The organism is Lysobacter sp. Root983, from assembly GCF_001429345.1.
Taxonomy (GTDB): Bacteria; Pseudomonadota; Gammaproteobacteria; order Xanthomonadales; family Xanthomonadaceae; genus Lysobacter.
In genome coordinates this window covers 724,519-749,730 of the sequence record NZ_LMJO01000001.1, presented here as the reverse complement: position 1 = coordinate 749,730, position 25,212 = coordinate 724,519, and the positions used below count along the sequence as shown (strand labels likewise).

Below are 25,212 nucleotides of genomic sequence, written 5' to 3'. Positions count from 1 at the left end.
GTGACCCCGGCTTCCAAGAACCACGCCCACGAGGGCGGCTCCTTCAATTTGGTCGAATTCTCCACACGCCGCCGGGTCACCGTGGCGATGGTGACCATCACCTTCCTGCTGTTCGGCGTGATCGCGCTGCGCGCCCTCAAGGTCAACCTGCTGCCCGACCTGAGCTATCCGACCCTGACCGTGCGCACCGAGTACACCGGTGCGGCGCCATCGGAAATCGAAACCCTGATCTCCGAGCCGGTCGAAGAGGCCGTGGGCGTGGTTAAGGGCCTGCGCAAGCTCAAGTCGGTCTCGCGTACCGGCCAGAGCGACGTCGTGCTCGAGTTCGCCTGGGGCACCGACATGGACCAGGCCAGCCTGGAGGTGCGCGACAAGATGGAAGTGCTGCAGCTGCCGCTGGAGGCCAAGGCCCCGGTGCTGCTGCGCTTCAATCCCTCGACCGAGCCGATATTGCGCCTCGCCCTGTCGGCCAAGACCGACGGCGATTCGACCCGCCAGCTCACCGCGCTGCGCCGCTACGCCGACGACGACCTCAAGAAGAAGTTGGAACCGGTCGACGGCGTCGCCGCGGTCAAGGTCGGCGGTGGTCTGGAGGACGAGATCCAGGTCGATATCGACCAGCAGAAGCTGGCCCAGCTGAACCTGCCGATCGACACCGTGATCCAGCGCCTGCAGCAGGAGAACATCAATATCTCCGGCGGCCGTCTGGAAGAGGGTTCGCAGCGTTATCTGGTGCGTACCGTCAACCAGTTCGCCAGCGTGCCGGAAATGCGCGAGATGCTGGTCACCACCCAGAGCGGCGGCGGCAACGCGGCCGCCGACGCGGCCGCGCAGATGGCGGCGATCGCGGCCTCCAGCGGCGATGCGGCGGCGATGGCCGCGGCGGCTTCGGTGCAGAGCGCCAACTCCGGTTCCGGCTCCTCCGTGGCCGGCGGCATGCCGGTGCGCCTGAAGGACATCGCCGAGGTCCGTCAGGGCTACAAGGAGCGCGAAGCGATCATCCGCATGGGCGGCAAGGAAGCGGTCGAGCTGGCCATCTATAAGGAAGGCGACGCCAACACCGTCGCCACCGCCGACGCGATCCAGGCCCGCCTGGAGCAGCTCAAGGCGCAGATCCCGCCCGACGTCGAACTGACCACCATCGACGACCAGTCGAAGTTCATTCGCGAGTCGATCTACGAGGTGAAGAAGGACGGCATCATCGGCGCGGCGCTGGCGATCCTGATCATCTTCCTGTTCCTGCGCGACGGCTGGAGCACCTTCGTGGTCGGCCTGTCGCTGCCGGTCTCGATCGTCACCACTTTCTTCTTCATGGACCGCCTGGGGCTGAGCCTCAACGTGATGTCGCTGGGCGGCCTGGCGCTGGCCACCGGCCTGGTGGTGGACGACTCGATCGTGGTGCTGGAAAGCATCGCCAAGGCGCGAGAACGCGGGCTGGGCATCCTCGACGCCGCCGTTACCGGCACCCGCGAAGTCAGCATGGCCGTGGTCGCCTCGACCCTGACCACCATCGCGGTGTTCCTGCCGCTGGTGTTCGTCGAAGGCATCGCCGGCCAGCTGTTCCGCGACCAGGCCCTGACCGTGGCCCTGGCGATCGGCATCTCGCTGATCGTGTCGATGACCCTGATCCCGATGCTGAGCGCGCTCAAGGGCCGCTCGCCGATGGCGTTCCCGGAGGAGGCGCCGCATCCGCGCTGGACGCCCGATTCCAAGTTCCAGAAGCCGCTGGCCGCCACCAGCCACGGCCTGGGCGTGGCCGGCCGCGGCGTGTTCTTCGGCATCGCCTGGTTCTTCGTGCGGCTCTGGCGCGGCATCGTCGCCGTGGTCGGCCCGATCATGCGCAAGGCCAGCGACCTCGCGATGTGGCCGTACAGTCGCGCCGAGGCTGGCTATATGCGTCTGCTGCCCAGCGCGATGCGCCGGCCCTGGCTGGTGCTGGGCGCGGCCGCCGCCGCGTTCGCGCTGACCCTGCTGGCGGTGCCGATGCTGGGCGCCGACCTGATCCCGCAGCTGGCCCAGGACCGTTTCGAAATGACGGTCAAGCTGCCGCCAGGCACGCCGCTGCGCGACACCGACGCCTTGGTGCGCGAGCTGCAGGGCAAGCATGCCAAGGACCCGGGCATCGCCACCGTGTTCGGCGTCAGCGGCGCCGGTACGCGTCTGGACGCCAACCCGACCGAGAGCGGCGAGAACATCGGCAAGCTCAGCATCGTCATGACCGACGGCGGCAGCAAGCAGATCGAAGCCGCCGAGACCGAACGTCTGCGCCAGACCATGCGTGCCCATCCCAGCGCCCAGGTCAATTTCAGCCGTCCGGCGCTGTTCTCGTTCTCCACGCCCTTGGAAATCGAGTTGCGCGGGCAGGACATGGCGACCATCCAGCGCGCCGGTCAGCGCGTGGCCGCGATGCTGCGCGAGAACCCGCACTACGCCGACGTCAAATCGACGGTGGAGCAGGGCTTCCCCGAGATCCAGATCCGCTTCGATCAGGAACGCGCCGGTGCGCTCGGCCTGACCACGCGCCAGATCGCCGACGTGGTGGTCAAGAAGGTGCGCGGCGACGTCGCCACCCGCTACAGCTTCCGCGATCGCAAGATCGACGTGCTGGTGCGGGCGCGCGAAGCCGACCGCGCCTCGGTCGAAAGCATCCGCCGTCTGATCGTCAATCCGGGCAGCAACCGCCCCGTGACCCTGGACTCGGTCGCCGACGTGATCTCCACCACCGGTCCCAGCGAAATCCACCGCGCCGATCAGGTGCGCGTGGCGATCGTTTCGGCCAACCTGCGCGATATCGACCTCGGCGGCGCCGTGGCCGAGGTGCAGAAGATGGTCGCCGACAATCCGCTGCCGGACGTGCGCATGCACATCGGCGGTCAGGGCGAGGAACTGCAGCAATCGATCAACTCGCTGCTGTTCGCGTTCGGCCTGGCGATCTTCCTGGTCTACCTGGTGATGGCCTCGCAGTTCGAGTCGCTGCTGCATCCGTTCGTGATCCTGTTCACCATCCCGCTGGCCCTGGTCGGCGCGGTGCTGGCGCTGCTGATCAGCAACTCGGCGGTGTCGGTGGTGGTGTTCATCGGCCTGATCCTGCTGGTCGGCCTGGTGGTGAAGAACGCCATCATCCTGATCGACAAGGTCAACCAGCTGCGCGAGCAGGGCGTGGCCAAGCGCGATGCCCTGGTCGAAGGCGCGCGTTCGCGTCTGCGCCCGATCATCATGACCACGCTGTGCACCTTGTTCGGCTTTCTGCCGCTGGCGCTCGCCACGGGGCAGGGCGCCGAAGTGCGTTCGCCGATGGCGATCACGGTGATCGGCGGCCTGCTGGTGTCGACCCTTCTGACCCTGATAGTGATCCCGGTGGTGTACGACCTGCTCGACCGCCGCTCCGACGAGCACTACCGCGAACGCGCGCGCCGCGCCCGTCGCGAGGAGCGCGCCGCGGCCGAGCTGATCGAGGACGATCAAACGCCGCTGGTCGATCCGACCGGTCCGGGCCAGGCTTGAGGAGCGCACGATGAGCATCGCCGAGCTCAGCATCAAGCGTCCCGTCACCACGGTCATGCTGTTCGTGTCGCTGTTCGTGATCGGCCTGATCGCCGCGATCAGGCTGCCCCTGGAAGCGTTCCCGGAGGTCTCGCCGCCCTTCATCTTCGTGCAGATGCCGTACACCGGCTCGACCCCGGAAGAGGTCGAGCGCACGGTGTTGCGTCCGGTCGAGGAATCGCTGTCGACCATGACGGGCATCAAGCGCATGGATGCCAGCGCGCGTTCGGACGGCGCCAACATCTTCATCCAGTTCTCCAACTGGGACCGCGATGTCGCGATCGCCGCGTCGGAGGCGCGCGAGCGCATCGACGCGATCCGCTCCGATCTGCCGGACGACTTGCAGCGCTACTTCGTGCTCAAGTTCTCGACCACCGACCAGCCGGTGCTGCGCGTGCGTCTGGCCGGCGACATCGACCTGACCGGCGCCTACGACCTGATCGATCGCGAGTTCAAACGCCGCATCGAGCGTCTGCCCGGCGTTGCCCGGGTCGAGGTCTCCGGCGCGCCGCCGAACGAAGTCGAGATCGCGATCCAGCCCGACCGCCTGAACGCGCACAACCTCAGCCTCAACGACCTGACCACGCGCCTGCAGGCGGTGAACTTCTCGGTCTCGGCCGGGCAGATCGACGACGGCGGCCAGCGCCTGCGCGTGCAGCCGGTGGGCGAGGTCACCGACCTGCAACAGCTGCGCGACCTGGTGATCGGCGGCAACGGCACTCGCCTGGGCGATATCGCCGACGTGCGCATGAAGCCGGCGCGCATGGACTATGGCCGTCGCCTCGACGGCCGCCCGGCGGTCGGCCTGGACGTCTTCAAAGAGCGCAACGCCAACCTGGTCGAGGTATCGCGGCTGGCGCTGCAGGAGGTCGAGGACATCCGCAAGGAGCCCTCGCTGCGCGGCGTGCAGATCAAGATCATCGAGAACCAGGGCGAAAACGTCACCACCTCGCTGCTGGACCTGGCCGAGGCCGGCGGCATCGGCCTGGTGCTGTCGATCGCGGTGCTGTTCTTCTTCCTGCGCCACTGGCCGTCGACGCTGATGGTGACCCTGGCCATCCCGATCTGTTTCGTGATGACCTTGGGCTTCATGTACTTCGCCGGAGTCACCCTCAACATTTTGTCGATGATGGGCCTGCTGCTGGCGGTCGGCATGCTGGTCGACAACGCCGTGGTGGTGGTGGAGAGCATCTACCAGGAACGCGAGAAGATGCCCGGGCAGCCGCGGCTGGCCTCGATCCTGGGCACCCGCCACGTCGCCATCGCGCTGACGGCGGGCACCCTGTGCCATTGCATCGTGTTCCTGCCCAACCTGTTCGGCGAGCGCAACTTCCTCAGCATCTACATGGCCCAGATCGCGATCACGATCTCGGTGTCGCTGCTGGCGTCGTGGCTGGTCGCGGTCAGCCTGATCCCGATGATCTCGGCGCGTCTGAAGACCCCGCCCACGGTCAACAACACCACCGGCCTGATCCCGCGTCTGCAGACCCGCTACGCGCGTTTCCTGCGCTGGACCCTGGCCCATCGCGGCTGGAGCGTGCTGGGCATCGTGCTGATCGTCGCGGTCAGCGTGATCCCGATGAAGATGACCAAGTTCGACATGTTCGGCGGCGACGAAGGCGGCGAAGTCAACGTCTTCTACCAATGGAAGGGCAGCTACACCAAGGAACAGATGTCGGAGGAAGTGCTGCGGGTCGAGAAATTCCTCGACGCCAACCGCAAGCGTTACCACATCACCCAGGTCTACTCCTACTACAGCGAAGTCGGCGGCGCGGGCACCCGCATCACCTTCGACACCAAGGAGGCCAGCGCGACCAAGCCGCTGGTGGACGCGATCAGCAAGGCGCTGCCGAAGTCGGCGCGCGCCGACATCGGCATCGGCGACCAGGGCGGTCCCGGTGGCGGTGGCGGCCAGCCCGGTAAGAACGTGCAGGTGCAACTGGTCGGCGATTCGACCCAGACCCTGGCCGAGGTGGCCAAGGACATCGTGCCGATCCTGGCCAAGCGCAAGGAACTGCGCGACGTGCGTGTCGATGCCGGCGATCAGAACAGCGAGCTGGCGGTGCGGGTGGACCGCGAGCGCGCTGCCTCGTTCGGCTTCAGCGCCCAGGAAGTCTCGCGCTTCGTCGGCCTGGCCCTGCGCGGCGCGCCGCTGCGCGAGTTCCGTCGCGGCGAGACCGAAGTGCCGGTGTGGGTGCGTTTCGCCGGCGCCGAGAACTACGGCGTCGAGGACATCGCCTCGTTCACCGTGCGCGCGCCTGACGGCCGCACCGTGCCGCTGCTGAGCATGGTCGACGTCAGCGTGCGTCCGGCCGCGACCGAGATCCGCCGCGCCAACCGCCAGACCACCCTGACCATCCAGGCCAACCTGGCCGACAAGGCCACCATGCCGGATGCGCGCAAGGCGATGGAGGACACCCTCAAGTCGGTGTCGTTCCCGGCCGGCTACAGCTACTCCTTCGAGGGCGGCGCGTTCGAGGACGAGGACGACGCGATGGGGCAGATGGTGTTCAACCTGGTCCTGGCCCTGATCATGATCTACGTGGTGATGGCGGCGGTGTTCGAATCCCTGCTGTTCCCGGCGGCGATCATGAGCGGCGTGCTGTTCTCGGTGTTCGGCGTGTTCTGGCTGTTCTGGCTCACCGGCACCACCTTCGGCATCATGTCCTTCATCGGCATCCTGGTGCTGATGGGCGTGGTGGTGAACAACGGCATCGTCATGATCGAGCACATCAACAACCTGCGCCGGCGCGGCCTGTCGCGCACCGAGGCCCTGGTCGAGGGCAGCCGCGAACGCCTGCGGCCGATCCTGATGACCATGGGCACGGCGATCCTGGCGATGGTGCCGATCGCGCTGTCGACCAGCGGCAGCAACGACATGCCGGCCTACTACCCGATGGCGCGCGCGATCGCCGGCGGCCTGGCGTTCTCGACCCTGGTCAGCCTGCTGTTCCTGCCGACCATCTACGCCATCCTCGACGACCTGCGTAACGGCAGCGCCCGCGCGGTCCGCCGCGCGCGCGGCAAATCGGGCGACCCGGCGCTGCCGGCCGCGTCAGTCGCGGCCCTGCACGCCGAGTGAGCCCCGATCCCGGGTCCGCCCCAACGGCGGACCCGGGGCAGGGTGGCGCCTGCCGCCCCCGGGGTAGGAGCGGCGCAAGCCGCGACCGCGCCCCCGCGAGGGCCCGCGCAGGCTGCCCCCAGCCGGATCCGGACCCAAACCGACGCCCCCGCCCGAATTCGGCCCCAACCGGCGCCTCCCCAACCCCCGATTTGCACCTAAGCCCTTGACCCTGCCATAATTTCCGGCTCCCGCGAGGCCCCGTGCCGTCGCAGGACCCTTGCCCTACCGCGCCCGGCGATTCCTCGCCCGGTGGCGGGGGGCTACACCGGCCCGGTTTTCGGGCCGACACCCACAAGGAAACAACGATGCGTCATTACGAAGTCGTGTTCCTGGTCCACCCGGACCAGAGCGAGCAGGTCCCGGCCATGATCGAGCGCTACAAGTCGCTGATCGAAGCCGGCGAAGGCAAGATCCACCGTCTCGAGGATTGGGGCCGCCGTCAGCTGGCCTACCCGATCGAGAACCTGGTCAAGGCCCACTACGTCCTGCTCAACATCGAAGTCACCCAGACCGTGCTCAACGAGCTGGTCGACGGCTTCCGTTTCAACGACGCGGTGCTGCGTCACCTGGTCATGAAGCGCGACGAGGCCGACACCGAACAGTCCCTGATCATGAAGTTCAAGGACGAGAAGGGCGACAAGCCCGAGCGCGGCGAGCGCCGTCGTCGTGACGACGACAGCGACAACGCAGTCGGCACCGCCGACAGCGCCGAAGACAACGCCGAAGCCGCCTAAGGGATCGCACTCATGTCCAAGTTCTTCCGCCGCCGCAAGTTCTGCAAGTTCACCGCCGAAGGCGTAAAAGAGATCGACTACAAGGATCTCAACACCCTGCGTCAGTACCTCACCGAGACCGGCAAGATCGTGCCGAGCCGCGTGACCGGTACCAAGTCGAAGTACCAGCGCCAGCTGTCGACGGCCGTCAAGCGCGCCCGTTTCCTCGCGCTGATCCCGTACACCGACAATCACAACGCGTAAGTAAAGACGTTCGCCCGCTTGCGGGCGAACCCTTTGTCCCCCTCTCCCGCTGGCGGGAGAGGGCAGGGGTGAGGGCCGCGACAGCGCCCGAACCCACACAAAGCCTTTTCGGACAGCGTCCTCTGCTGCGGACCTACAGGCCCGCTAACGAATACGGAGCACCACCATGCAACTGATCCTTCTGCAGAAAGTCACCAACCTGGGCAACCTCGGCGACAAGGTCAACGTGAAGCCGGGCTACGGCCGCAACTTCCTGGTCCCGCAGGGCAAGGCCGTGCCGGCCACCGCCGCCAACCTGGCCGAGTTCGAAGCCAAGCGCGCCGACTACGAGGCCAAGGCCAAGTCGCTGCTCGACGGCGCCGAAGGCCGCAAGGCCAAGCTCGAGGACGTCTCGGTGACGATCCACGCCAACGCCTCCACCGAAGGCAAGCTGTACGGTTCGGTCACCCCGCGCGATATCGCCGAGGCCCTGACCAAGCACGGCCACCCGGTCGAGAAGTCGGAAGTGATCATGGGCGAAGGCCCGCTGCGTCGCACCGGCGAATACGACATCCTGCTGCACCTGCACGCGGACGTCGAAGTCACCGTCAAGGTCGTGATCGAAGGCGAAGCCGCCTGATCCGATCGTCGCGTAGGCGATGACGACGAAAGGCGCCGCGAGGCGCCTTTCGTTTTTGCGCCGCCGTCGCCGCCCGCCGATGGAAGGTAGGCCGCAGTCTCAGCCCGTGAGACCGCGCCCCGGATGCTGAAGCCTGTGCGCTATCCACGTGATATCCACAGACTTATCCGTGGCCCCGACCTACGGCGGCGACTACGATGCCTCAGCAGCCCGGCCAGCTTTCGTCCGACCGTACCGACCCACGCCTCGCGCCAGTCGGGCGTGACGGCGAGACCCAGGTCGCGGCCACCTCCCTCAGCAAGACCGCACGTCCCAGGGGACCAGCACATCCATGAGCCTACGTCCGGGGTCCCGCGGCGAGAAACGTTACGAAACGCGCGCCGAGCAGCGCATCGATCAGTTGCGCGTGCCGCCGCAGTCGGTCGAGGCCGAACAGGCCGTGCTGGGCGGCCTGATGCTGGCGCCCGACGCCTACGACCGCGTCGCCGACCAACTGGTCGAGGAAGACTTCTACCGCCGCGACCACCAGCTGATCTACCGCGCGATCCGCGAGCTGGCCGAGAAGAACCGTCCCTTCGACGCCGTGACCCTGGGCGAATGGTTCGACTCGATGGGCCTGTCCGAGCAGGTCGCCGGCGGCGCCTATCTGATCGAACTGGCCAGCACCACGCCCTCGGCGGCCAACATCGCCGCCTACGCCGAGATCGTGCGCGATAAGGCGGTGCTGCGCCAGCTGATCGAGGTCGGTACCGGCATCGTCAACGACGGCTTCCAGCCCGACGGCCGCGACAGCGGCGAGATCCTGGCCAAGGCCGAGCAAGAGGTGTTCGCGATCGCCGAAGCCGGCGCGCGCGGCCGCACCGATTTCACCCCGGTCAACAAGGCGCTGTCGGAAGCCTTCGACGTGCTGCAGACGCGCTACGCCAACGGCGGCAGCGTGACCGGCCTGCCGACCGGCTACACCGAATTCGACGAGATGACCGCGGGCCTGCAGAACACCGACCTGCTGATCATCGCCGCGCGTCCGGCCATGGGTAAGTGCGTCGCCCACGATTCCGAAATCGTGCTCGACGACGGCAGCGTGGTCAGCATCGAGCGCTTGTTCGACGGCCACCGCGGCGCAGCGGTCGCTACCTTGGGCGACGATTTTCGCTTGTCGCGGCAGGTGCCCAGCGACTACGTCGACGATGGCCTCAAACCGGTGTTCGAGGTCACGACTGCGCTGGGTCGACGCATCGAAACCACCTTGAGCCACCCCTATCTGACGGTGGAAGGCTGGAAGCCGCTGCACGAGCTGGCCGAGGGCGACAGCATCGCGGTGCCTCGCAGCCTGCCGGTGTTCGGCAGCGAGCGCTGGCGCGATTGCGAACTCAGGCTATTGGGGTATCTGATCGGCGACGGTGGGCTCACCGGCGCCACGCCGCGTTTCACCAACTCGAACCCCCGCATCGTCGAGGACTTCACCGCGGCCTCGCGGGAGTTCGGCGGGGTCGTGGTCAGGCAGACCGAAAAACGCGCCGGCTTCGCCCCGAGCATGGCGGTGATCGCCGACGCGGGCGAGGTCGCGGCGCAGCGCCGCGGTTTCTCGGCCGCACTGCAGCACGCGCTCGCCGGTCGCGGTTTGAGCCAGAACGCGGTCGCCAGACAGCTCGGCGTCTCGCCCGCGTCGCTGAGCCATTGGCGGCATGGGCGTACCGTGCCTGCCGCAGCGGTTTTCGAGCGGCTGTGCCAAGTGCTCGAGCTGCGTCCCGAGACGCTCGCGCCCGAAGGGATCGCCTCGGCCAGGCACAACCAGCGTAATCCGCTCGCGCAGTGGCTGTCCGGGTTGGGGCTGCTCGGCCAGGGCTCCGCCGGAAAGTTCATTCCCGAGGCGGTGTTCAGACTGGACGCCGAATCCTTGGCGACTTTCGTGAATCGCCTGTTCGCTACCGACGGCTGGGCCACGGTTACCCGCGCGGGGCAGGCCCAGATCGGCTATGCGAGCGTCAGCGAACGCCTGGTTCGGCAGTTGCAGCATGTGTTGCTGCGCTTCGGCGTGATCGCGGCGATTCGTCATCGCTGGGTGCGCTACCGCGACACCCGGCGCTCGAGCTGGCAACTGGATATCACGCATAACGCATCGTTGCGCCTGTTCTGCGAGCGTATCGGCATGTTCGGCAAGGAACCGGCCATAGCGCGCGTGCTAGCGGCGCTGGACGCGCATCCGCCCAAGGTCAATCGCGATCTGGTGCCGGCGGCCGTGTGGCAGCGGATCGAAGACTGCAAGGGCGAGCTGAGTTGGGCCGAACTGGCGCGGCGTGCCGGCGTGGCGGATTCGAACCCGCATCCAGGCAAGCGCGCGATGAGCCGCGCCCACCTGGCGAAGTTCGCCCTCGCGCTGGGCGACCCGACATTGCGCGCGCTGGCGTCGAGCGACGTCTACTGGGACCGGATCGTGTCGATCGTCCCTCTGGGCGAGAAGCAGGTCTACGACCTCACCATTCCCGATACGCATAACTTCATCGCCAACGATGTGTGCGTGCACAACACCACCCTGGCCCTGAACATGGCCGAGTACGCCGCCTTCCGCAGCAAGAAGGCGGTGGCGGTGTTCTCGATGGAAATGTCGGCCAGCCAGCTCGCTTTGCGCCTGATCTCCTCGGTGGGTCGCGTCAACGCCCAGCGCCTGCGCTCGGGCCAGCTCGAGGACGAGGACTGGAGCCGCGTGACCAGCGCGATCCGTCAGCTGCGCGAGGCCAAGATCTTCATCGACGACACCCCGGGCCTGTCGCCGGACGTGCTGCGCGCCAAGTCGCGCCGCCTCAAGCGCGAGCACGACCTGGGCCTGATCGTGATCGACTACCTGCAGCTGATGTCGGTGCCCGGCAACAGCGAGAACCGCGCCACCGAAATCTCCGAGATCTCGCGCTCGCTCAAGCACCTGGCCAAGGAACTCAACCTGCCGGTGATCGCGCTGTCGCAGCTCAACCGCTCGCTGGAACAGCGCGCCGACAAGCGCCCAGTGATGGCCGACCTGCGCGAGTCCGGCGCCATCGAGCAGGACGCCGACGTGATCGTCTTCATCTACCGCGACGATTACTACAACAAGGAAACCTCGCCGGACAAGGGCCTGGCCGAGGTCATCATCGGCAAGCAGCGTTCCGGCCCGACCGGCTCGCTCAAGCTCAAGTTCTTCGGCGAGTACACCCGTTTCGACAACCTCGCGCACGACTCGGTGGGGTCGTTCGAGTAAGCGACCTGGCCGGGGCGCGCAAGGCAGCCCGGCCTCGCGCCCCAGCGCGGCCGCGTCGGTCGCGGTCCATGAGGGCAGGGCAGGGGGCGGCAAGGTCGTCGCGCCTAGCCCGGCCCGGAGCGAGGCGCTCGACGTGGGCGGCCATGCGCGCCGCCGTTCGTCGTGCTAGCGGCGGATGTGATCGACGTGGCAGCGCGCGCGCCGGCGACGGTTCAGACTGAAAGGACCAGACTGTCGCGCAGACACGATGCCGCGCTTGACGCGGCCGTGACGACGCGCGGCGCATGTTGGCCGTGGCCCCCACTCCTACCGGTGAATTCGCATGAACGCCAAACTCAAATCCACGATCGCCGTCGCCCTGATGTCCTGCGTCATGGTCACTGGCGCCGCCGGCGCCCAGACCAAGTCCAAGACCAAGGCCAAGCAGCCGCATTGCTACGACGTCGAGGTGCAGCGTCCGAAGGAAGTGAAGGACAAGCACAAGATCACCGGCACCGCCCTGGGCGCGGTCGCGGGCGGCCTGCTCGGCAATCAGGTCGGCGGCGGCAACGGCAAGAAGGTCGCGACCGCGGCCGGCGCCGTCGGCGGTGCCCTGGTCGGGCGCAAGATCCAGGAAAATCAGCAGAACAAGACCGAGACCGTGATCGAGCGTCGCTGCGACTGATCGCGCGATCGCTGTCTCGAAGGACGGGCCGGCTTAGCCGGCCCGTTTTTTTTGCGTCGCCGCGCGCCAGGCATGACAAACGTAACTTGCGCCGGCCGACTCGCTCGAACAGCATCCGCTAGCGGTCCCCTCGAGCGCGTACATGCAGCGACTGATCGAAGTGCGTACCTACCGGCTCAAGCCCGAATCGGGCACCCGGTTCGAACAGGTCATGACCCGGCACGCGCTGCCGCTGTTGCGCGAACGCGGCATGGACGTGGTCGCGTTCGGGCGCAGCCGGCACGAGCACGAAAGCTGGTACCTGATCCGCGCCTACCGCGACCAGGCCGACCTGGTCGCGCAGCAAGACGCCTTCTACTCCTCCGCGATCTGGCGCGAAGGCCCGCGCGCCGACGTCGTCGGCTGCATCGAGGACTACCTCAATACCTTGCTGTGGTTGTCGGACGCGGCCATCGACGAGCTGCGCACGGCGATTTGAATTCATCGGTCCCGGCGCCTCGCGCCGGGCGACTTCCCCTCGTTGCCAGGACGACCCCTCCGCATGCGCGCCATCGCGTTCGCCGCCTTGCTTTCCTTCGCCGGTTTCCTCCACGCGGCCGATCGCGCCGCGCCCCTGCGCCAGTCCTTCGATCTGCAGGTGCCGGCTGCGCCCGCGCCGGTGCATATGGACGGCGCGTCGGTGCTGGTCTACGAGCTGCATGCGACCAACTTCAGCAACGAGCCGTTGCGCCTGCTGGGCGTGGAAGCGCGCGACGCCGGGCGCGGGCAGGCGTTGGCGAGCTACGAAGGCGAAGCGCTGACGCGCCGCTTCGATCGCATCGCGGCGGTCAAGGACAGCGACGCGCTGACCCTGGCACCCGGTCAGCGCGGCGTGCTGTACCTGGAACTGACGCTGCCAGCGAACGTGCCGGCGCCGCAGCGGCTCGACCACCGCCTGCGCTACTCGGTGGCCGGCAACGACACGCCGCAGTCGGTCGACGGCGGCGAAGTCGCGGTAGCCGCGGCACCGCGCCTGATCCTGGGCGCGCCGGTGCGCGGCGGCCCCTGGATCGCGATCCATCATCCGGACTGGGCGCGCGGTCACCGTCGCGTGCTGTACACCGTCGACGGCAAGGCGCGTATCCCAGGGCGCCACGCGATCGACTGGGTCAAGCTCGATGCCCAGGGCCGCACCAGCCAGGGCGACAAGGACCTGGTCGCCAACACCTACGGCTACGGCGCCGAAGTGGTGGCGGTGGCCGACGCCACCGTGGTGGCGGTGCGCGACGACGTCGCCGAAACCGTGCGCATCTCCGAACACGGCAAGCAGACCCTGGGCGAGGCCACCGGCAACTATGTAGCGCTGGACCTGGGCGACGGCCGCTACGCGTTCTACGAGCACCTCAAGACCGGCAGCGCGCGCGTGCGAACCGGCCAACGCGTGCGCCGTGGCGAGGTCCTGGCCGCGCTGGGCTTCACCGGCGACTCCACCGGCCCGCATCTGCACTTCCACGTCTCCGACCGCAATTCGCCGCTGGGCGCGGAGGGCGTCGCCTTCGAACTGCAGGGTTTCCGCGTGCTGGGCCGCTATCCGGATCTGTCTCAGCTCGGCAAGACGCCGTGGACGCCGCCGCAGGCGTCCGAACGGCTGACGCGCGAACGCGAGCGGCCGGCGCCGAATACGGTGCTGGAGTTCGAGGACTAAGCACGCGCCTTTAGCTGCTCGCAGTGCGCTTAGGCCCTCTCTCGCTTGTAGAGTGAGGGGCGTCGCTTGCGAACCACTGGCTCACGCCGCACCGAACGCCCGAGCGCTGTGCGGTCGGGCCGGGATGCGGGTTGGGGTGCGGGCAGACGCAGGCGTGCAACTCCAGCCTCAGTCGCTGCCCTCATCCGCCCCCCGCGCACCTTCCCAACTTTGCACTCTTTCGGTCGCCGCAAGCGCGAGCAGGAACAGCAGGCACCCGCTCATTCCATCGCAACCTTGCTTAACCGCTCTCCCGCTTGCGGGAGAGCGGTTGGGGTGAGGGCCGCCGCAGCCGTGCAGCGCCAACCTCCGCCGCTGCCCTCATCCGCCCTCCGCGCACCTTCCCAACTTTGCACTCTTTCGGTCGTCGCAAGCGCGAGCAGGAACAGCAGGCACTCGCTCATTCCATCGCAACCTTGCTTAGCCCCTCTCCCGCTTGCGGGAGAGGGGTTGGGGTGAGGGCCGCCGCAGCCGTGCAACGCCAACTTCAGCGCCCTCCAAGCACCTTCACAGCTTTGCACTTCCTTCGGCTGCGGTAAGCGGGAGCAGGGATACCCCAACCCGACAGCCTGCGCACGCCCGCCAGCCGATAAACTAGCGCGATGGCACGTCCGACTTCCGCAAGCATCCACACCGACGCCCTGCGTCACAACCTCGCCCAGGCGCGCGCGCGCGCGCCGCATAGCCGCGTGATGGCGGTGGTCAAGGCCGACGGCTACGGCCACGGCCTGGAGCGCGTCGCCCGTGCCCTGGAAGGCGCCGACGCCTTCGGCGTGGCGGCCTTGTCCGACGCCGACCGCCTGCGCGCGGCCGGCCTGTCGCAGCCCATCGTGCTGCTGTCGGGCTTCGACGAAGCCGACGATCTGCCGCAACTGCGCCGTCTCGGCGTGGAAACCGTGGTCCACCACCTCAGCCAGATCGAAATGCTGGAGCAGGCCGCCGACGGCGAGCCGATCCGCTGCTGGCTCAAGGTCGACACCGGCATGCACCGGCTCGGCTTCGCGCCCGAGCAGGTGCGCGAGGCCTACGCGCGCCTGTCCGCCTTGGCGGGCGTGGCCGACGGCATCGTGCTGATGAACCATTTCGCCAGCTCCGACGAATTCGCCAATCCGCAAACGCCCGCGCAGCTGCGCGCGTTCGGCGACGCCACCGCCGGGCTCGGCGGCGCGCGCTCGCTGGCCAATTCCGCCGCCGTGCTGGGCTGGCCCGACGCGCACGCCGACTGGATCCGCCCCGGCGGCGCCCTGTACGGCATCTCGGTGGTGGAGGGCACCACGGGTGCCGACTTCGGCCTGCGCCCGGCCATGACCCTGTCCACGCGCCTGATCGCGGTCAACCGCGTGCGCCGCGGCGAGCGCATCGGCTATGCCGCGACTTGGGAATGCCCGGAAGACATGAACGTCGGCGTGGCCGCGATCGGCTACGGCGACGGCTATCCGCGCGCCGCGCCCTCGGGCACGCCGGTGCTGGTGGGCGGCCAGGCGACCCAGGTGATCGGCCGCGTCTCGATGGACCTGATGACCATCGACCTGCGCGGCATCCCCGACGCCCGCGTCGGCGATCCGGTGACGCTGTGGGGCCCGGAGCTGCCGGTGGAACGCATCGCCGAGGTCTCGGGCACGATCGGTTACGAGCTGACCTGCTCGATCACGCGTCGGGTGCGTTTCGTCGAGACCTGAGCGGTCGCGGTCGCTGGCATGCTGGCCGTGGAATGCCGGTGCGCGCGGCGACGTGAGCCGCTCTGAATCGTGACCAGCGTCACGCTACGTGGGGCGAAACCCCGTGTCCCGGCGTGCGCTTTATTTTCCTATCTGGATAAGTTTGGCTGATCGGGCGCGTTTCGCGCCCAAGCCAACGGCCGCTCCGTCCGGAAGCGGCCGACTTTCCACTAGGGGGATCGATGAAGCAGAGCAAGTTGATGTACGCGCTGGGTCTGGGCCTGGCCACGATGGTGGCCACCACCGCCGTCGCAGCGCAGGACCAGCCCAACCCGAATCGCGTGTGGGTCAAGTTCAAGGCCGGCACCGCCAGCGCCGCCGCCGGCAAGAGCGCCGGCGCTTCGACCCTGAGCCTGGGCCAGCGCGTCCAGGCCCTGCGCGGCAAGCTGACCGCCGCGCGCGCCGGCGACGCGGTCGTCAACCACCAGTTCGACCGCCTCAACAGCGCGGTGATGACCCTGTCCTCGCCTGAGGCCGTCAAGGCCCTGCGCAGCAATCCCGATGTGGAATCGGTCGAGATCGACCAGCCGCGTTACCTGCAGGCGCAGAGCGTGCCCTACGGCATCGACAAGGTGCAGGCGCGCAATGTGTGGGACGTCAACCAGGACGGCGTGCTCGACGTCGGCGCGCCCACCGGCGCGGGCATCAAGGTCTGCGTGATCGACTCGGGCATCAACAAGACCCATGAGGATTTCGCGGGCGTCGCCATGACCGGTTACCCGACCGGCTGGGACACCGACACTTGCGGCCACGGCACCCACGTTGCCGGCACCATCGCCGCGACCAACAACAGCACCGGCGTGGTCGGCGTGAGCCCGGGCAAGGTCTCGCTGCACATCATCAAGATCTTCGGCACCAACGGCACCAACGGCAGCGGCCACGGCCAGTGCACCTGGACCTATTCGTCGACCCTGGTCGACGCGGCCAACCGCTGCAGCACCGCCGGCGCCAAGATCATCAGCATGAGCATCGGCGGCCCGACCTTCTCGACCTCCGAGCAGACCGCGTTCCAGACCCTGGCCAACAACGGCGTGCTCAGCATCGCCGCGGCCGGCAACGAAGGCGATTCCAGCCTCAGCTACCCGGCGTCCTACAGTTCGGTGGTGTCGGTGGCGGCGGTGGACTCGGCCAACGTCAAGGCCGATTTCTCGCAGTTCAACAGCGCCGTCGACATCGCCGCGCCGGGCGTGGACGTACTCAGTACCTATCCGCAGAAGAACGACCCGCTGCTGGTCGGCAGCTCCAGCTTCGCCGCGATACCGATCGGCGGTTCCAAGCAGACCAATGCCAGCGCGGGCTGGGTCAACGGCGGCCTGTGCCAGACCACGTCCACCACCTGGCGCAACAAGATCGTGCTGTGCCAGCGCGGCACCAGCACCTTCGTCGACAAGATCACCAAGGTCCAGTCCAGCCGCGCTCTGGGCGTGGTGATCTACAACAACGTCGACGGCGAGCTGCGCATCGGCATGTACGACGCCAACAGCAACGCGCTCACCACCACGCTGCCGGGCGTCGGCATCAGCAAGGCCGGCGGCGAAGCCATCCTGGCCGGTCTGGCCGGTCAGACCATGACGGTCGACGCTACGCCGTCGTTGTCCAATACCGCCTACCAGAACATGAACGGTACCTCGATGGCGGCCCCGCACGTGTCGGGCGCGGCCGCGGTGGTGTGGAGCGCCAAGCCGACCGCGACCGCGGCGCAGGTGCGCGATGCGCTGCTGACCACGGCGCAGGACATCGACGCCGCCGGTTACGACAACAACACTGGCTGGGGCCTGGTCCAGACCAAGTCCGCGATCGACGAGTTGCTGTCGCCCTGAGCCCGCCCAGCCCCGGACGGGGCCCGATGCCTCGGGCCCCGTCCGGGGCGCCTGGTTTTATGGCGCAATAAATACGGATTATTGGTGCCAGTTGATGCAGCGGGTATCTCTACAGGCTGTCCAGAACTGAGAAGTCCAGCATAAAACGGCACGCTTTTTCCCTGATGGGTAGGGGGGCAGGCGACTGCCCCCGTTTGGATTAGTCGGTCGATTGAGCGCTTACGGCACGCTCAAGCCACAAGGCCGCTCCGCCCGGAGCGCGACCGACCTTCCATTGGGGGATCGATGAAGCAGAGCAAGTTGATGTACGCGCTGGGCCTGGGCCTGGCCACGATGGTCGCTGCCAGCACCGCTGCGGCGCAGGAACAGCCCAACCCGAACCGCGTCTGGGTCAAGTTCAAGGCCGGCACCGCCAGCGCCGCCGCCGGCAAGAGCGCCGGTGCCTCGACCCTGAGCCTGGGTCAGCGCATCCAGACGCTGCGCGGCAAGCTGACCGCCGCGCGCGGCGGCGATGCCGTGGTCAACTATCAGTTCGACCGCCTCAACAGCGCGGTGATGACCTTGTCCTCGCCGGAGGCCATCAAGGCCCTGCGCAGCAACCCCGACGTGGAGTCGGTCGAGATCGACCAGCCGCGCTACCTGCAGGCGCAGAGCGTGCCCTACGGCATCGATCAGGTGCAGGCCCGCAACGTGTGGGACGCCAACCACGACGGCGTGCTCGACACCGGTGCGGCCACCGGCGCCGGCATCAAGGTCTGCGTGATCGATTCGGGCATCAACAAGACCCACGAAGATTTCGCCGGCATGACCATCACCGGTTATCCGACCGGTTGGGATACCGACACCTGCGGCCACGGCACCCACGTTGCCGGCACCATCGCCGCGGCCAACAACAGCACCGGCGTGGTCGGCGTAAGCCCGGGCAAGGTCTCGCTGCACATCATCAAGATCTTCGGCACCAACGGCACCAACGGCGGCGGCCACGGCCAGTGCAACTGGACCTATTCGTCGACCCTGGTCGACGCGGCCAACCGCTGCAACACCGCCGGCGCCAAGATCATCAGCATGAGCCTGGGCGGCCCGACCAGCTCGACCACCGAGCAGAACGCCTTCCAGACCCTGGCCAACAACGGCGTGCTCAGCATCGCCGCGGCCGGCAACGACGGCGATTCCAGCCTCAGCTACCCGGCGTCCTACAGCTCGGTGGTGTCGGTGGCGGCGGTGGACTCGGCCAACGTCAAGGCCGACTTCTCGCAGTTCAACAGCGCCGTCGACATCGCCGCGCCGGGCGTGGACACGCTCAGCACCTATCCGCTGAAGAACGACCCGCTGCTGGTCGGCAGCTCCAGCTTCGCCGCGATTCCGGTCGCCGGTTCCAAGCAGACCACCGCCAGCGCCGGCTGGGTCAACGGCGGCCTGTGCCAGACCTCGTCCAGCACCTGGCGCAACAAGATCGTGATCTGCCAGCGCGGCACCAACACCTTCGTCGACAAAATCACCAAGGCCAAGTCCGGCCGTGCCCTGGGCGTGGTGATCTACAACAACGTCGCCGGCGAGCTGCGCATCGGCATGTACGATGCGAACGGCAATCCGGTCACCACCACCTTGCCGGCGGTGGGCATCAGCCAGGCCGACGGCCAGACCATCGTGGCCAATCTGGCCGGGCAGACCGCGACCGTCGACGCTACCCCGTCGGTGTCCAACACCGCCTACCAGACCATGAGCGGCACCTCGATGGCCACCCCGCACGTGTCCGGCGCGGCCGCGGTGGTGTGGAGCGCCAAGCCGACCGCGACCGCGGCGCAGGTGCGCGACGCCCTGCTGACCACGGCGCAGGACATCGACGCCGCCGGTTACGACAACAACACCGGTTGGGGCCTGGTCCAGACCCAGTCGGCGATCACCGAACTGCAGTCGCCGTAAGCCTGGCAAGACCCGGACGGGGCCCCACGCGGGCCCCGTCTCTTTGAGGCCGGCGGGGCGGCATACTGGCACTCCCTGGACTGCCCCGGTTCCGCGATGTCCGACGTTGCCGCCGCCACCGCGCTGGTCTGGTTCCGCAACGACCTGCGCCTGGCCGACAACCCGGCCCTGCGGGCGGCGCTGGACGACGGCTACACGCCGATCCCGATCTACATCCATGCGCCCGACGAGCAGGGCGACTGGCGGCCCGGTGCCGCCTCCGACGCCTGGCGTCATCATTCCCTGGCCGCGCTGGACCGCGAACTGCGCGCGCGCGGCTCGCACCTGCGCCGCTTCGTCGGCCCCAGCCTGCCGACCCTGCAATCGCTGCTGCTGGCCACCGACGCCGAGGCGGTGTACTGGAACCGCCGCTACGAACCGGCGATCGAGAAGCGCGATACCCGCATCAAGCAGACCCTGCGCCGTCAGGGCGTGCGCGCGGAAAGCCACAACGGCGCGCTGCTGTTCGAGCCCTGGCAACTGGCGACCAAGCAGGGCGATCCCTATCGCGTGTTCACGCCGTTCTGGCGCACGGCCCTGGCCGCATGGCGCCTGCAGCCGACCTGGGAGCCGCCGGCCCGCCTGCCCAGCAGCATGCAGGGGCCGGAGGGCGTGGCCCTGGAGGCGCTCAAGCTGTTGCCGTCGCGGGACTGGGACAGCGGCTTCTGGGAGCACTGGACGCCCGGCGAAGCCGGCGCGCGCGAGACCCTGGAGACCTTCTTGGAAGGCGCGCTGGAGGGCTATGCCCAACAGCGCGACCGGCCCGATCGCGTCGGCACCTCGCGGTTGTCGCCGCACCTGCATTTCGGCGAGATCGCGCCCTGGCGCGTGGTCGCCGCGCTGGAGACGCAGCGCAACGCCGCGCGCGCCGGCGACATCGACGCGGCGATCCGCGAGTTGGGCTGGCGCGAATTCGCCCATCATCTGCTGCACCACTTCCCGCACACCCCGGAGCGCAATTTCAATCCGCGCTTCGACGACTTCGACTGGGCGCGTCTGGTCCAGCCGCGCCTGCAGGACTGGCAGCACGGCCGCACCGGCGTGCCCATCGTCGATGCCGGCATGCGCGAGCTGTGGCACACCGGCTGGATGCACAACCGCGTACGCATGATCGTGGCCAGCTATCTGACCAAGCACCTGCGTTACCACTGGCGCCACGGCGCGCGCTGGTTCTGGGACACCCTGGTCGACGCCGACCTGGCCAACAACACCCTGGGCTGGCAGTGGGTCGCCGGCACCGGCGCCGACGCCGCGCCGTACTTCCGCGTGTTCAATCCGGTCACCCAGTCCGAAAAGTTCGATCCCGACGGTCGCTACATCGCGCGCTGGGTGCCGGAGCTGGCGGCGCTGCCGTTGCCGCTGCGCCATGCGCCCTGGCGCGAGCCGGCGACCTTGCGCCGCTTCGCGCCGGACTACCCGCCGCAGCCGTTGGTCGATCTGGCGGCAGGCCGCGACGCCGCCTTGGCCGCCTACCGGAAACAGCGCGGGTAGGGGCCTGGGCGCATGCGTCCGGAGTTCATGGCCAGCGGCGGTCTCGCGATCCGATCTCGAATCCGGCCTCAGCCGCGTTGACGCCGCTCGCGGCTGCGTGATTCACTCGGCGCAGACGCTTGGAGGGCGCATGGCCACAGCAGAACCGCGCAAGCGAGCGCGTCGCGAACCGATGTCGCGAGTGGATACGGCCTGGTTGCGCATGGAGCGACCGACCAATCCTATGATGATTACCGGCGTGCTGATGTTCGCCGAACCGATGTCGATCGACGCCCTGCGGCGCGTGGTCAAACAACGCTTCCTGGCCTATACGCGGTTCCGCCAGAAGGCGGTGGACACGCCGGCCGGCGCGTCCTGGCAGACCGACGAGGATTTCGATCTCGACTGGCATGTGCAGCTGACCGCGCTGCCCGGGCGCGGCGGCAAGCGCGGCCTGGAGCGCTTCGTGAGCCAGCTCGCGTCCAGCCCGCTCGATCACAGCCGGCCGCTGTGGCAGTTCCATCTGGTCGAACGCTACGACGGCGGCTCGGCCCTGATCGCGCGCATCCACCACAGCTACGCCGACGGCATCGCCCTGGTCCAGGTGCTGCTGTCGCTGACCGACACCACTCGCGAGCCGGCCAAGGGCAGCGATCTGCCGCACGCCTGGCTCAAGACCGACGGCGTCGAGGTCGCGCGCCGGGTCGGTGCGGTCGACCGCTACATGAAGCTGGGCTCGCGCGCGCTAGAGAAGGGTATGGAGATGTACCGCGACCCGACCCTGGCCGGCATGCTGGCCAAAGAGGGCGGCGAGATCGCGCGCGAACTGCTCAATGCCTTGGCCTTGTCCGACGATCCGCCCTCGCTGCTGCGCGGCAAGCTCGGCGTGAGCAAGCGCGTGGCCTGGGCCGAGCCCCTGGATCTGGAGGAGGTGAAGGCGGTCGGTCGCGCCTGCGACTGCACCGTCAACGACGTGCTGATGGCCACCGCCGCCGGCGCCTTGCGCAACTACATGATCGAACGCGGCGACAACGTCGACGGCGTGACCCTGCGCGCGACCGTGCCGGTCAACCTGCGTCCGCTCGAACACGCCAAGAAGCTCGGCAACCATTTCGGCCTGGTGTTCCTGGAGCTGCCGGTCGGCGAGCACAACCCGATCCGCCGGGTCGAGCGCGTCGCCGAGTGCATGAATAACCTTAAGAATTCACGGCAAGCCATTGTTGCATTTGGACTTTTGGCTGCGCTGGGTATGGCGCCTTCGCAGGTGCAGGGGCTGGCGCTGGAGCTGTTCAGCCGCAAGGCCACCGCGGTGGCGACCAATGTGCCCGGGCCGCAGCAGCCGCTGTACCTGGCCGGCTGCACCCTGCGCGAGATGATGTTCTGGGTGCCGCAGACCGGTTCGATCGGCGTCGGCATTTCCATCCTCAGCTACAACGGCCGCGTCCACTTCGGCCTGATCGCCGACGCCAAACTGATCCCCGATCCCGACGCGGTGATCAGCCGTTTCGGCGCCGAGTTCGACAAGCTGCTGTACCTGGCGCTGATGGGCAACTGGGACCACACCCTCGACGCCGCCGGCGCCGACGCCCTGGTCGCGGCCGGCGACTAAGCGCCGCCCGCAGGCGCGGTGCGCTCCGAATCGCACCGCGCCGTGCCATCGCCCACGCTCCGGGTAGGAGCGGCGCAAGCCGCGACCACGCCACCTCACACGCGTCGCAGCTCAAGGGTCCCCGCATGCTGTGGGAGCGGCGTGAGCCGCGATCGAACCCCAACCATCGCGCAGCAACGCCAAGTGAGCGTTGCCTCGAGCGCACGACGCCCCTTACGCACCCTGCCGACAGCTGAACTGCGGCAAGCCCTCGTCACCCACCCGTGACGCTTGCGTGATTAGCTTTGGCTCCGCCGAATTCAGCCGAGGACGCCCCATGAAAGCCCAGATCAAGATTGCGATGGCCGCCGCCGCGATGACCGCTTTGCTCGCCGGCTGCGCCACGGGCGGCGGCGGATACTACGGCGGTCAGCCGCAGGGCCAGTACCCGCAAGGCCAATACCCGCAAGAACGCCAAGGCATGAGCCGCACCCAGAAGGGCGCCCTGATCGGCGCGCTGGCCGGCGTCGCCGCGGGCCTGCTCAGCGGCGACGACGCCACCGAGCGCCGCCAGCGCGCCCTGATCGGCGCCGGCGTCGGCGGCCTGGCCGGCGGCGCGATCGGCAACTACCAGGACCGGCAGGAGCGCGCGCTGCGCGAGCGCATGGCCGGTACCGGCGTCGACGTGGTGCGCCAGGGCGACAACATCACCCTCAACATGCCCAGCAACATCACCTTCGCCTTCAACAGCGCTTCGCTCGAATCGCAGTTCTATCCGGTGCTGGACAACGTCGCCTCGACCCTGCAGGAGTACAACCAGACCATCGTCGAGGTCGCCGGCCACACCGACAGCATCGGCACCGACGCGGTCAATCAGCGCCTGTCCGAGCAGCGTGCGGCCTCGGTCGGCAACTACCTGATGTCGCGCGGCCTGGTCCGCGATCGCTTCATCCTCACCGGCGCCGGCAAGACCCGCCCGATCGCCAGCAACGACACCGAGGAAGGCCGCGCCCAGAACCGCCGCGTCGAGATCACCCTGGTGCCGCTGCGCTCCTGAGGCGTATCGATTCGGAACTCGGCGTCGCGCGCGTCGAGTCCGGATCCCGAACGTCCCGCCGAACGGGCCGCGCGAGCGGCCCGTTCGCATTTCGCCGAGCCCACCGCAGCGGCATGCCGGCGGTAGGAGCGGCGCAAGCTGCAACCGCGCCCCTGCACCCGCGACGGACCCTGCGACGCCCCGGCAAGGCAAGTGCGGTCGTTTAGATCAAGCGACCGGGTCGCCCTTGCGCAGCGTGCGCGGTTTCGGCTCGCGGCTTGCGCCGCCGCCACCCCGAAACGCGTATCGCCGCTTTGCGATGCAAGCGCCGCTCACTGGCTGCGCTGAAACGAAAACAGCCGCGCCAGCGGATGCGCCTTGCGTTCGATCAGCGCCCGCAGCAGCCCCGCGCCGATCTGCGCATAGGTGATGCCGTTGCCGCCGTAGGCCATCGCGAAATGCACCCGCGGCCCGTACTGCTCGTGCGGGCCGAAGTAGGGCAGGCCGTCGTCGGTTTCGGCGAAGGTCCCGGCCCAGGCGAAGGCCGGCGTGAGTTCCAGGCCAGGGAAACGCTGCGCCACCGCCCGCACCAGGCGTCGGGCTTTTTTATCCAGGCGCGCGTCGCGCCGCGCCGGGATGTCGACCGCATCGTCCTCGCCGCCGACCATGACGCGGCCGTCGCCGGTGCCGCGCAGATAGAGGTAGGGGCGCGCGGACTCCCAGACCAGGGTGCGCTCCAGGCCGCGGGTCGCATCCGCCGCCATCGGGTCGGTGACGAAGGCGTAGCTGCTGCGGTTGCGCGCCACCCGCTGGCGCAGCCAGCGCTGTCCCGCGTAACCCAGCGCCAGCACCACCTGCGCCGCCCGGATCGTATGCCCTTGCGGGGTGCGCAGCAGCACCGAGCGCGCGCCGGGTTCGAGCGCCGCGATCTCGCTGCGGTCGTGCACGCGCACGCCCTGTCGCGCCAGGCGCATCAACAGCCGATAGGTCAGCCGATACGGATCCACGCGCGCGCCCAGGCGGCTCAGGATCGCGCCCGGCGCATGCAGACCGTAGCGCTCGTGCAGGTCGGCCGCATTGAGCCAGCGCACGTCGAAGCCGTGCCGACGCCGCAGCGCCAGTTCGTGCTTGAGCGCATACACATGGCGTTGCTTGCTGGCGCAGTAGACGCTGTCGTTGCGCGCGAAGTCGACGCCGCCCAGGCCGCGCACGCGTTCGCGCAGAGTGTCCACGGCCTCGCCGCAGGCCAGGTAGGCGAGGGCGGCGGCGTCCTCGCCGTAGCGCTGGGCCAAGTCGATCATGTGAGTGTCGATCTCGTACTGCAGCAGCGCCGTGCTCGCCGCGGTGCTGCCCCAGCCGATGTCGCGTTGCTCGATCACGATCACGTCGTGGCCGTGACGGCTCAATTCGTCGGCGATCAGGGCGCCGCTGATGCCACCGCCGATCACCGCGACGTCGCAGCGCGCATCGGCGTCCAGGGCCGGGAACGCATGCATCAGGCCGTTGCGCACGGCCCAGTAGGGATAACCGCTCTTCAGATCCATGCGCGGCGCCTGGGCATGCGAGGGGCTCGTTGGGAAGCGACGGGCACAGCACACTCCATCGGCCGTCGTCGCGGAGTGAGCGCGACGGCACGGCCGTGGCGCTGCGGGGAACGCTCTCCACGCGATTCACTTACATGAGCGCAGGCCATACCTCGACCGCAGGCTAACGAAATACTGCCCTTGCGTTTACTC

General features: G+C 68.3%; 16 protein-coding genes. 15 read left to right on the top strand and 1 reads right to left on the bottom strand.

The annotated features are described in order from the left end of the window. The 15 genes from ASE43_RS03245 to ASE43_RS03175 all read left to right on the top strand — a co-directional run bounded on the left by ASE43_RS03245 (position 1) and on the right by ASE43_RS03175 (position 23,497). On the top strand, positions 1 to 3,504 hold the full coding sequence (locus ASE43_RS03245) for an efflux RND transporter permease subunit (RefSeq protein ID WP_057159452.1): 3,504 nt from the start codon (positions 1 to 3) through the stop codon (positions 3,502 to 3,504). Between the two features lie 10 nt (positions 3,505 to 3,514). Next, on the top strand, positions 3,515 to 6,625 hold the full coding sequence (locus ASE43_RS03240; RefSeq protein ID WP_056175095.1) for an efflux RND transporter permease subunit: 3,111 nt from the start codon (positions 3,515 to 3,517) through the stop codon (positions 6,623 to 6,625). A gap of 347 nt (positions 6,626 to 6,972) precedes the next feature. Further along, the gene (gene rpsF, locus ASE43_RS03235) at positions 6,973 to 7,401 is read left to right on the top strand and encodes a 30S ribosomal protein S6 (RefSeq protein WP_056175092.1); all 429 of its coding nucleotides are present in this window, start codon (positions 6,973 to 6,975) and stop codon (positions 7,399 to 7,401) included. 12 nt (positions 7,402 to 7,413) lie between these two features. Beyond that, positions 7,414 to 7,644, top strand: a complete 231-nt coding sequence (gene rpsR, locus ASE43_RS03230) for a 30S ribosomal protein S18 (protein WP_055899483.1) — start codon at positions 7,414 to 7,416, stop codon at positions 7,642 to 7,644. Between the two features lie 166 nt (positions 7,645 to 7,810). Beyond that, positions 7,811 to 8,263: a 50S ribosomal protein L9 gene (gene rplI, locus ASE43_RS03225; protein ID WP_056175089.1), complete on the top strand. Its 453-nt coding sequence runs from the start codon at positions 7,811 to 7,813 to the stop codon at positions 8,261 to 8,263. 331 nt (positions 8,264 to 8,594) lie between these two features. Continuing rightward, a complete protein-coding gene (gene dnaB, locus ASE43_RS03220) occupies positions 8,595 to 11,495 on the top strand; it encodes a replicative DNA helicase (protein WP_082607069.1) in 2,901 nt (966 codons plus the stop codon). 373 nt (positions 11,496 to 11,868) lie between these two features. Continuing rightward, positions 11,869 to 12,159: a glycine zipper 2TM domain-containing protein gene (locus tag ASE43_RS03215; protein WP_235567180.1), complete on the top strand. Its 291-nt coding sequence runs from the start codon at positions 11,869 to 11,871 to the stop codon at positions 12,157 to 12,159. A 142-nt stretch (positions 12,160 to 12,301) separates the two neighbouring features. Then, positions 12,302 to 12,637 carry an antibiotic biosynthesis monooxygenase gene (locus ASE43_RS03210; protein ID WP_057159451.1) on the top strand — a complete coding sequence of 112 codons (336 nt, stop codon included), beginning with the start codon at positions 12,302 to 12,304 and terminating at the stop codon, positions 12,635 to 12,637. 63 nt (positions 12,638 to 12,700) lie between these two features. Next, entirely contained in the window at positions 12,701 to 13,843 is a 1,143-nt protein-coding gene (locus ASE43_RS03205) for a M23 family metallopeptidase (protein ID WP_057159450.1), read from the top strand. Between the two features lie 641 nt (positions 13,844 to 14,484). Beyond that, positions 14,485 to 15,561 carry an alanine racemase gene (gene alr, locus ASE43_RS03200; RefSeq protein WP_056175079.1) on the top strand — a complete coding sequence of 359 codons (1,077 nt, stop codon included), beginning with the start codon at positions 14,485 to 14,487 and terminating at the stop codon, positions 15,559 to 15,561. A 221-nt stretch (positions 15,562 to 15,782) separates the two neighbouring features. Then, positions 15,783 to 17,420: a S8 family serine peptidase gene (locus tag ASE43_RS03195; protein ID WP_057159449.1), complete on the top strand. Its 1,638-nt coding sequence runs from the start codon at positions 15,783 to 15,785 to the stop codon at positions 17,418 to 17,420. A gap of 285 nt (positions 17,421 to 17,705) precedes the next feature. Then, complete coding sequence (locus ASE43_RS03190) at positions 17,706 to 19,343, top strand: S8 family serine peptidase (RefSeq protein ID WP_057159448.1); 1,638 nt, start codon at positions 17,706 to 17,708, stop codon at positions 19,341 to 19,343. Positions 19,344 to 19,439: 96 nt separating this feature from the next. Beyond that, entirely contained in the window at positions 19,440 to 20,873 is a 1,434-nt protein-coding gene (locus tag ASE43_RS03185) for a deoxyribodipyrimidine photo-lyase (RefSeq protein ID WP_057159447.1), read from the top strand. 130 nt (positions 20,874 to 21,003) lie between these two features. Then, entirely contained in the window at positions 21,004 to 22,461 is a 1,458-nt protein-coding gene (locus tag ASE43_RS03180; RefSeq protein WP_057159446.1) for a wax ester/triacylglycerol synthase family O-acyltransferase, read from the top strand. A 316-nt stretch (positions 22,462 to 22,777) separates the two neighbouring features. After that, entirely contained in the window at positions 22,778 to 23,497 is a 720-nt protein-coding gene (locus ASE43_RS03175) for an OmpA family protein (protein WP_082607068.1), read from the top strand. A 311-nt stretch (positions 23,498 to 23,808) separates the two neighbouring features. Here ASE43_RS03175 and ASE43_RS03170 read toward each other — a convergent pair whose 3' ends face one another. Continuing rightward, complete coding sequence (locus tag ASE43_RS03170; RefSeq protein ID WP_056175062.1) at positions 23,809 to 25,020, bottom strand: FAD-binding oxidoreductase; 1,212 nt, start codon at positions 25,018 to 25,020, stop codon at positions 23,809 to 23,811. Positions 25,021 to 25,212 lie beyond the last annotated feature (192 nt).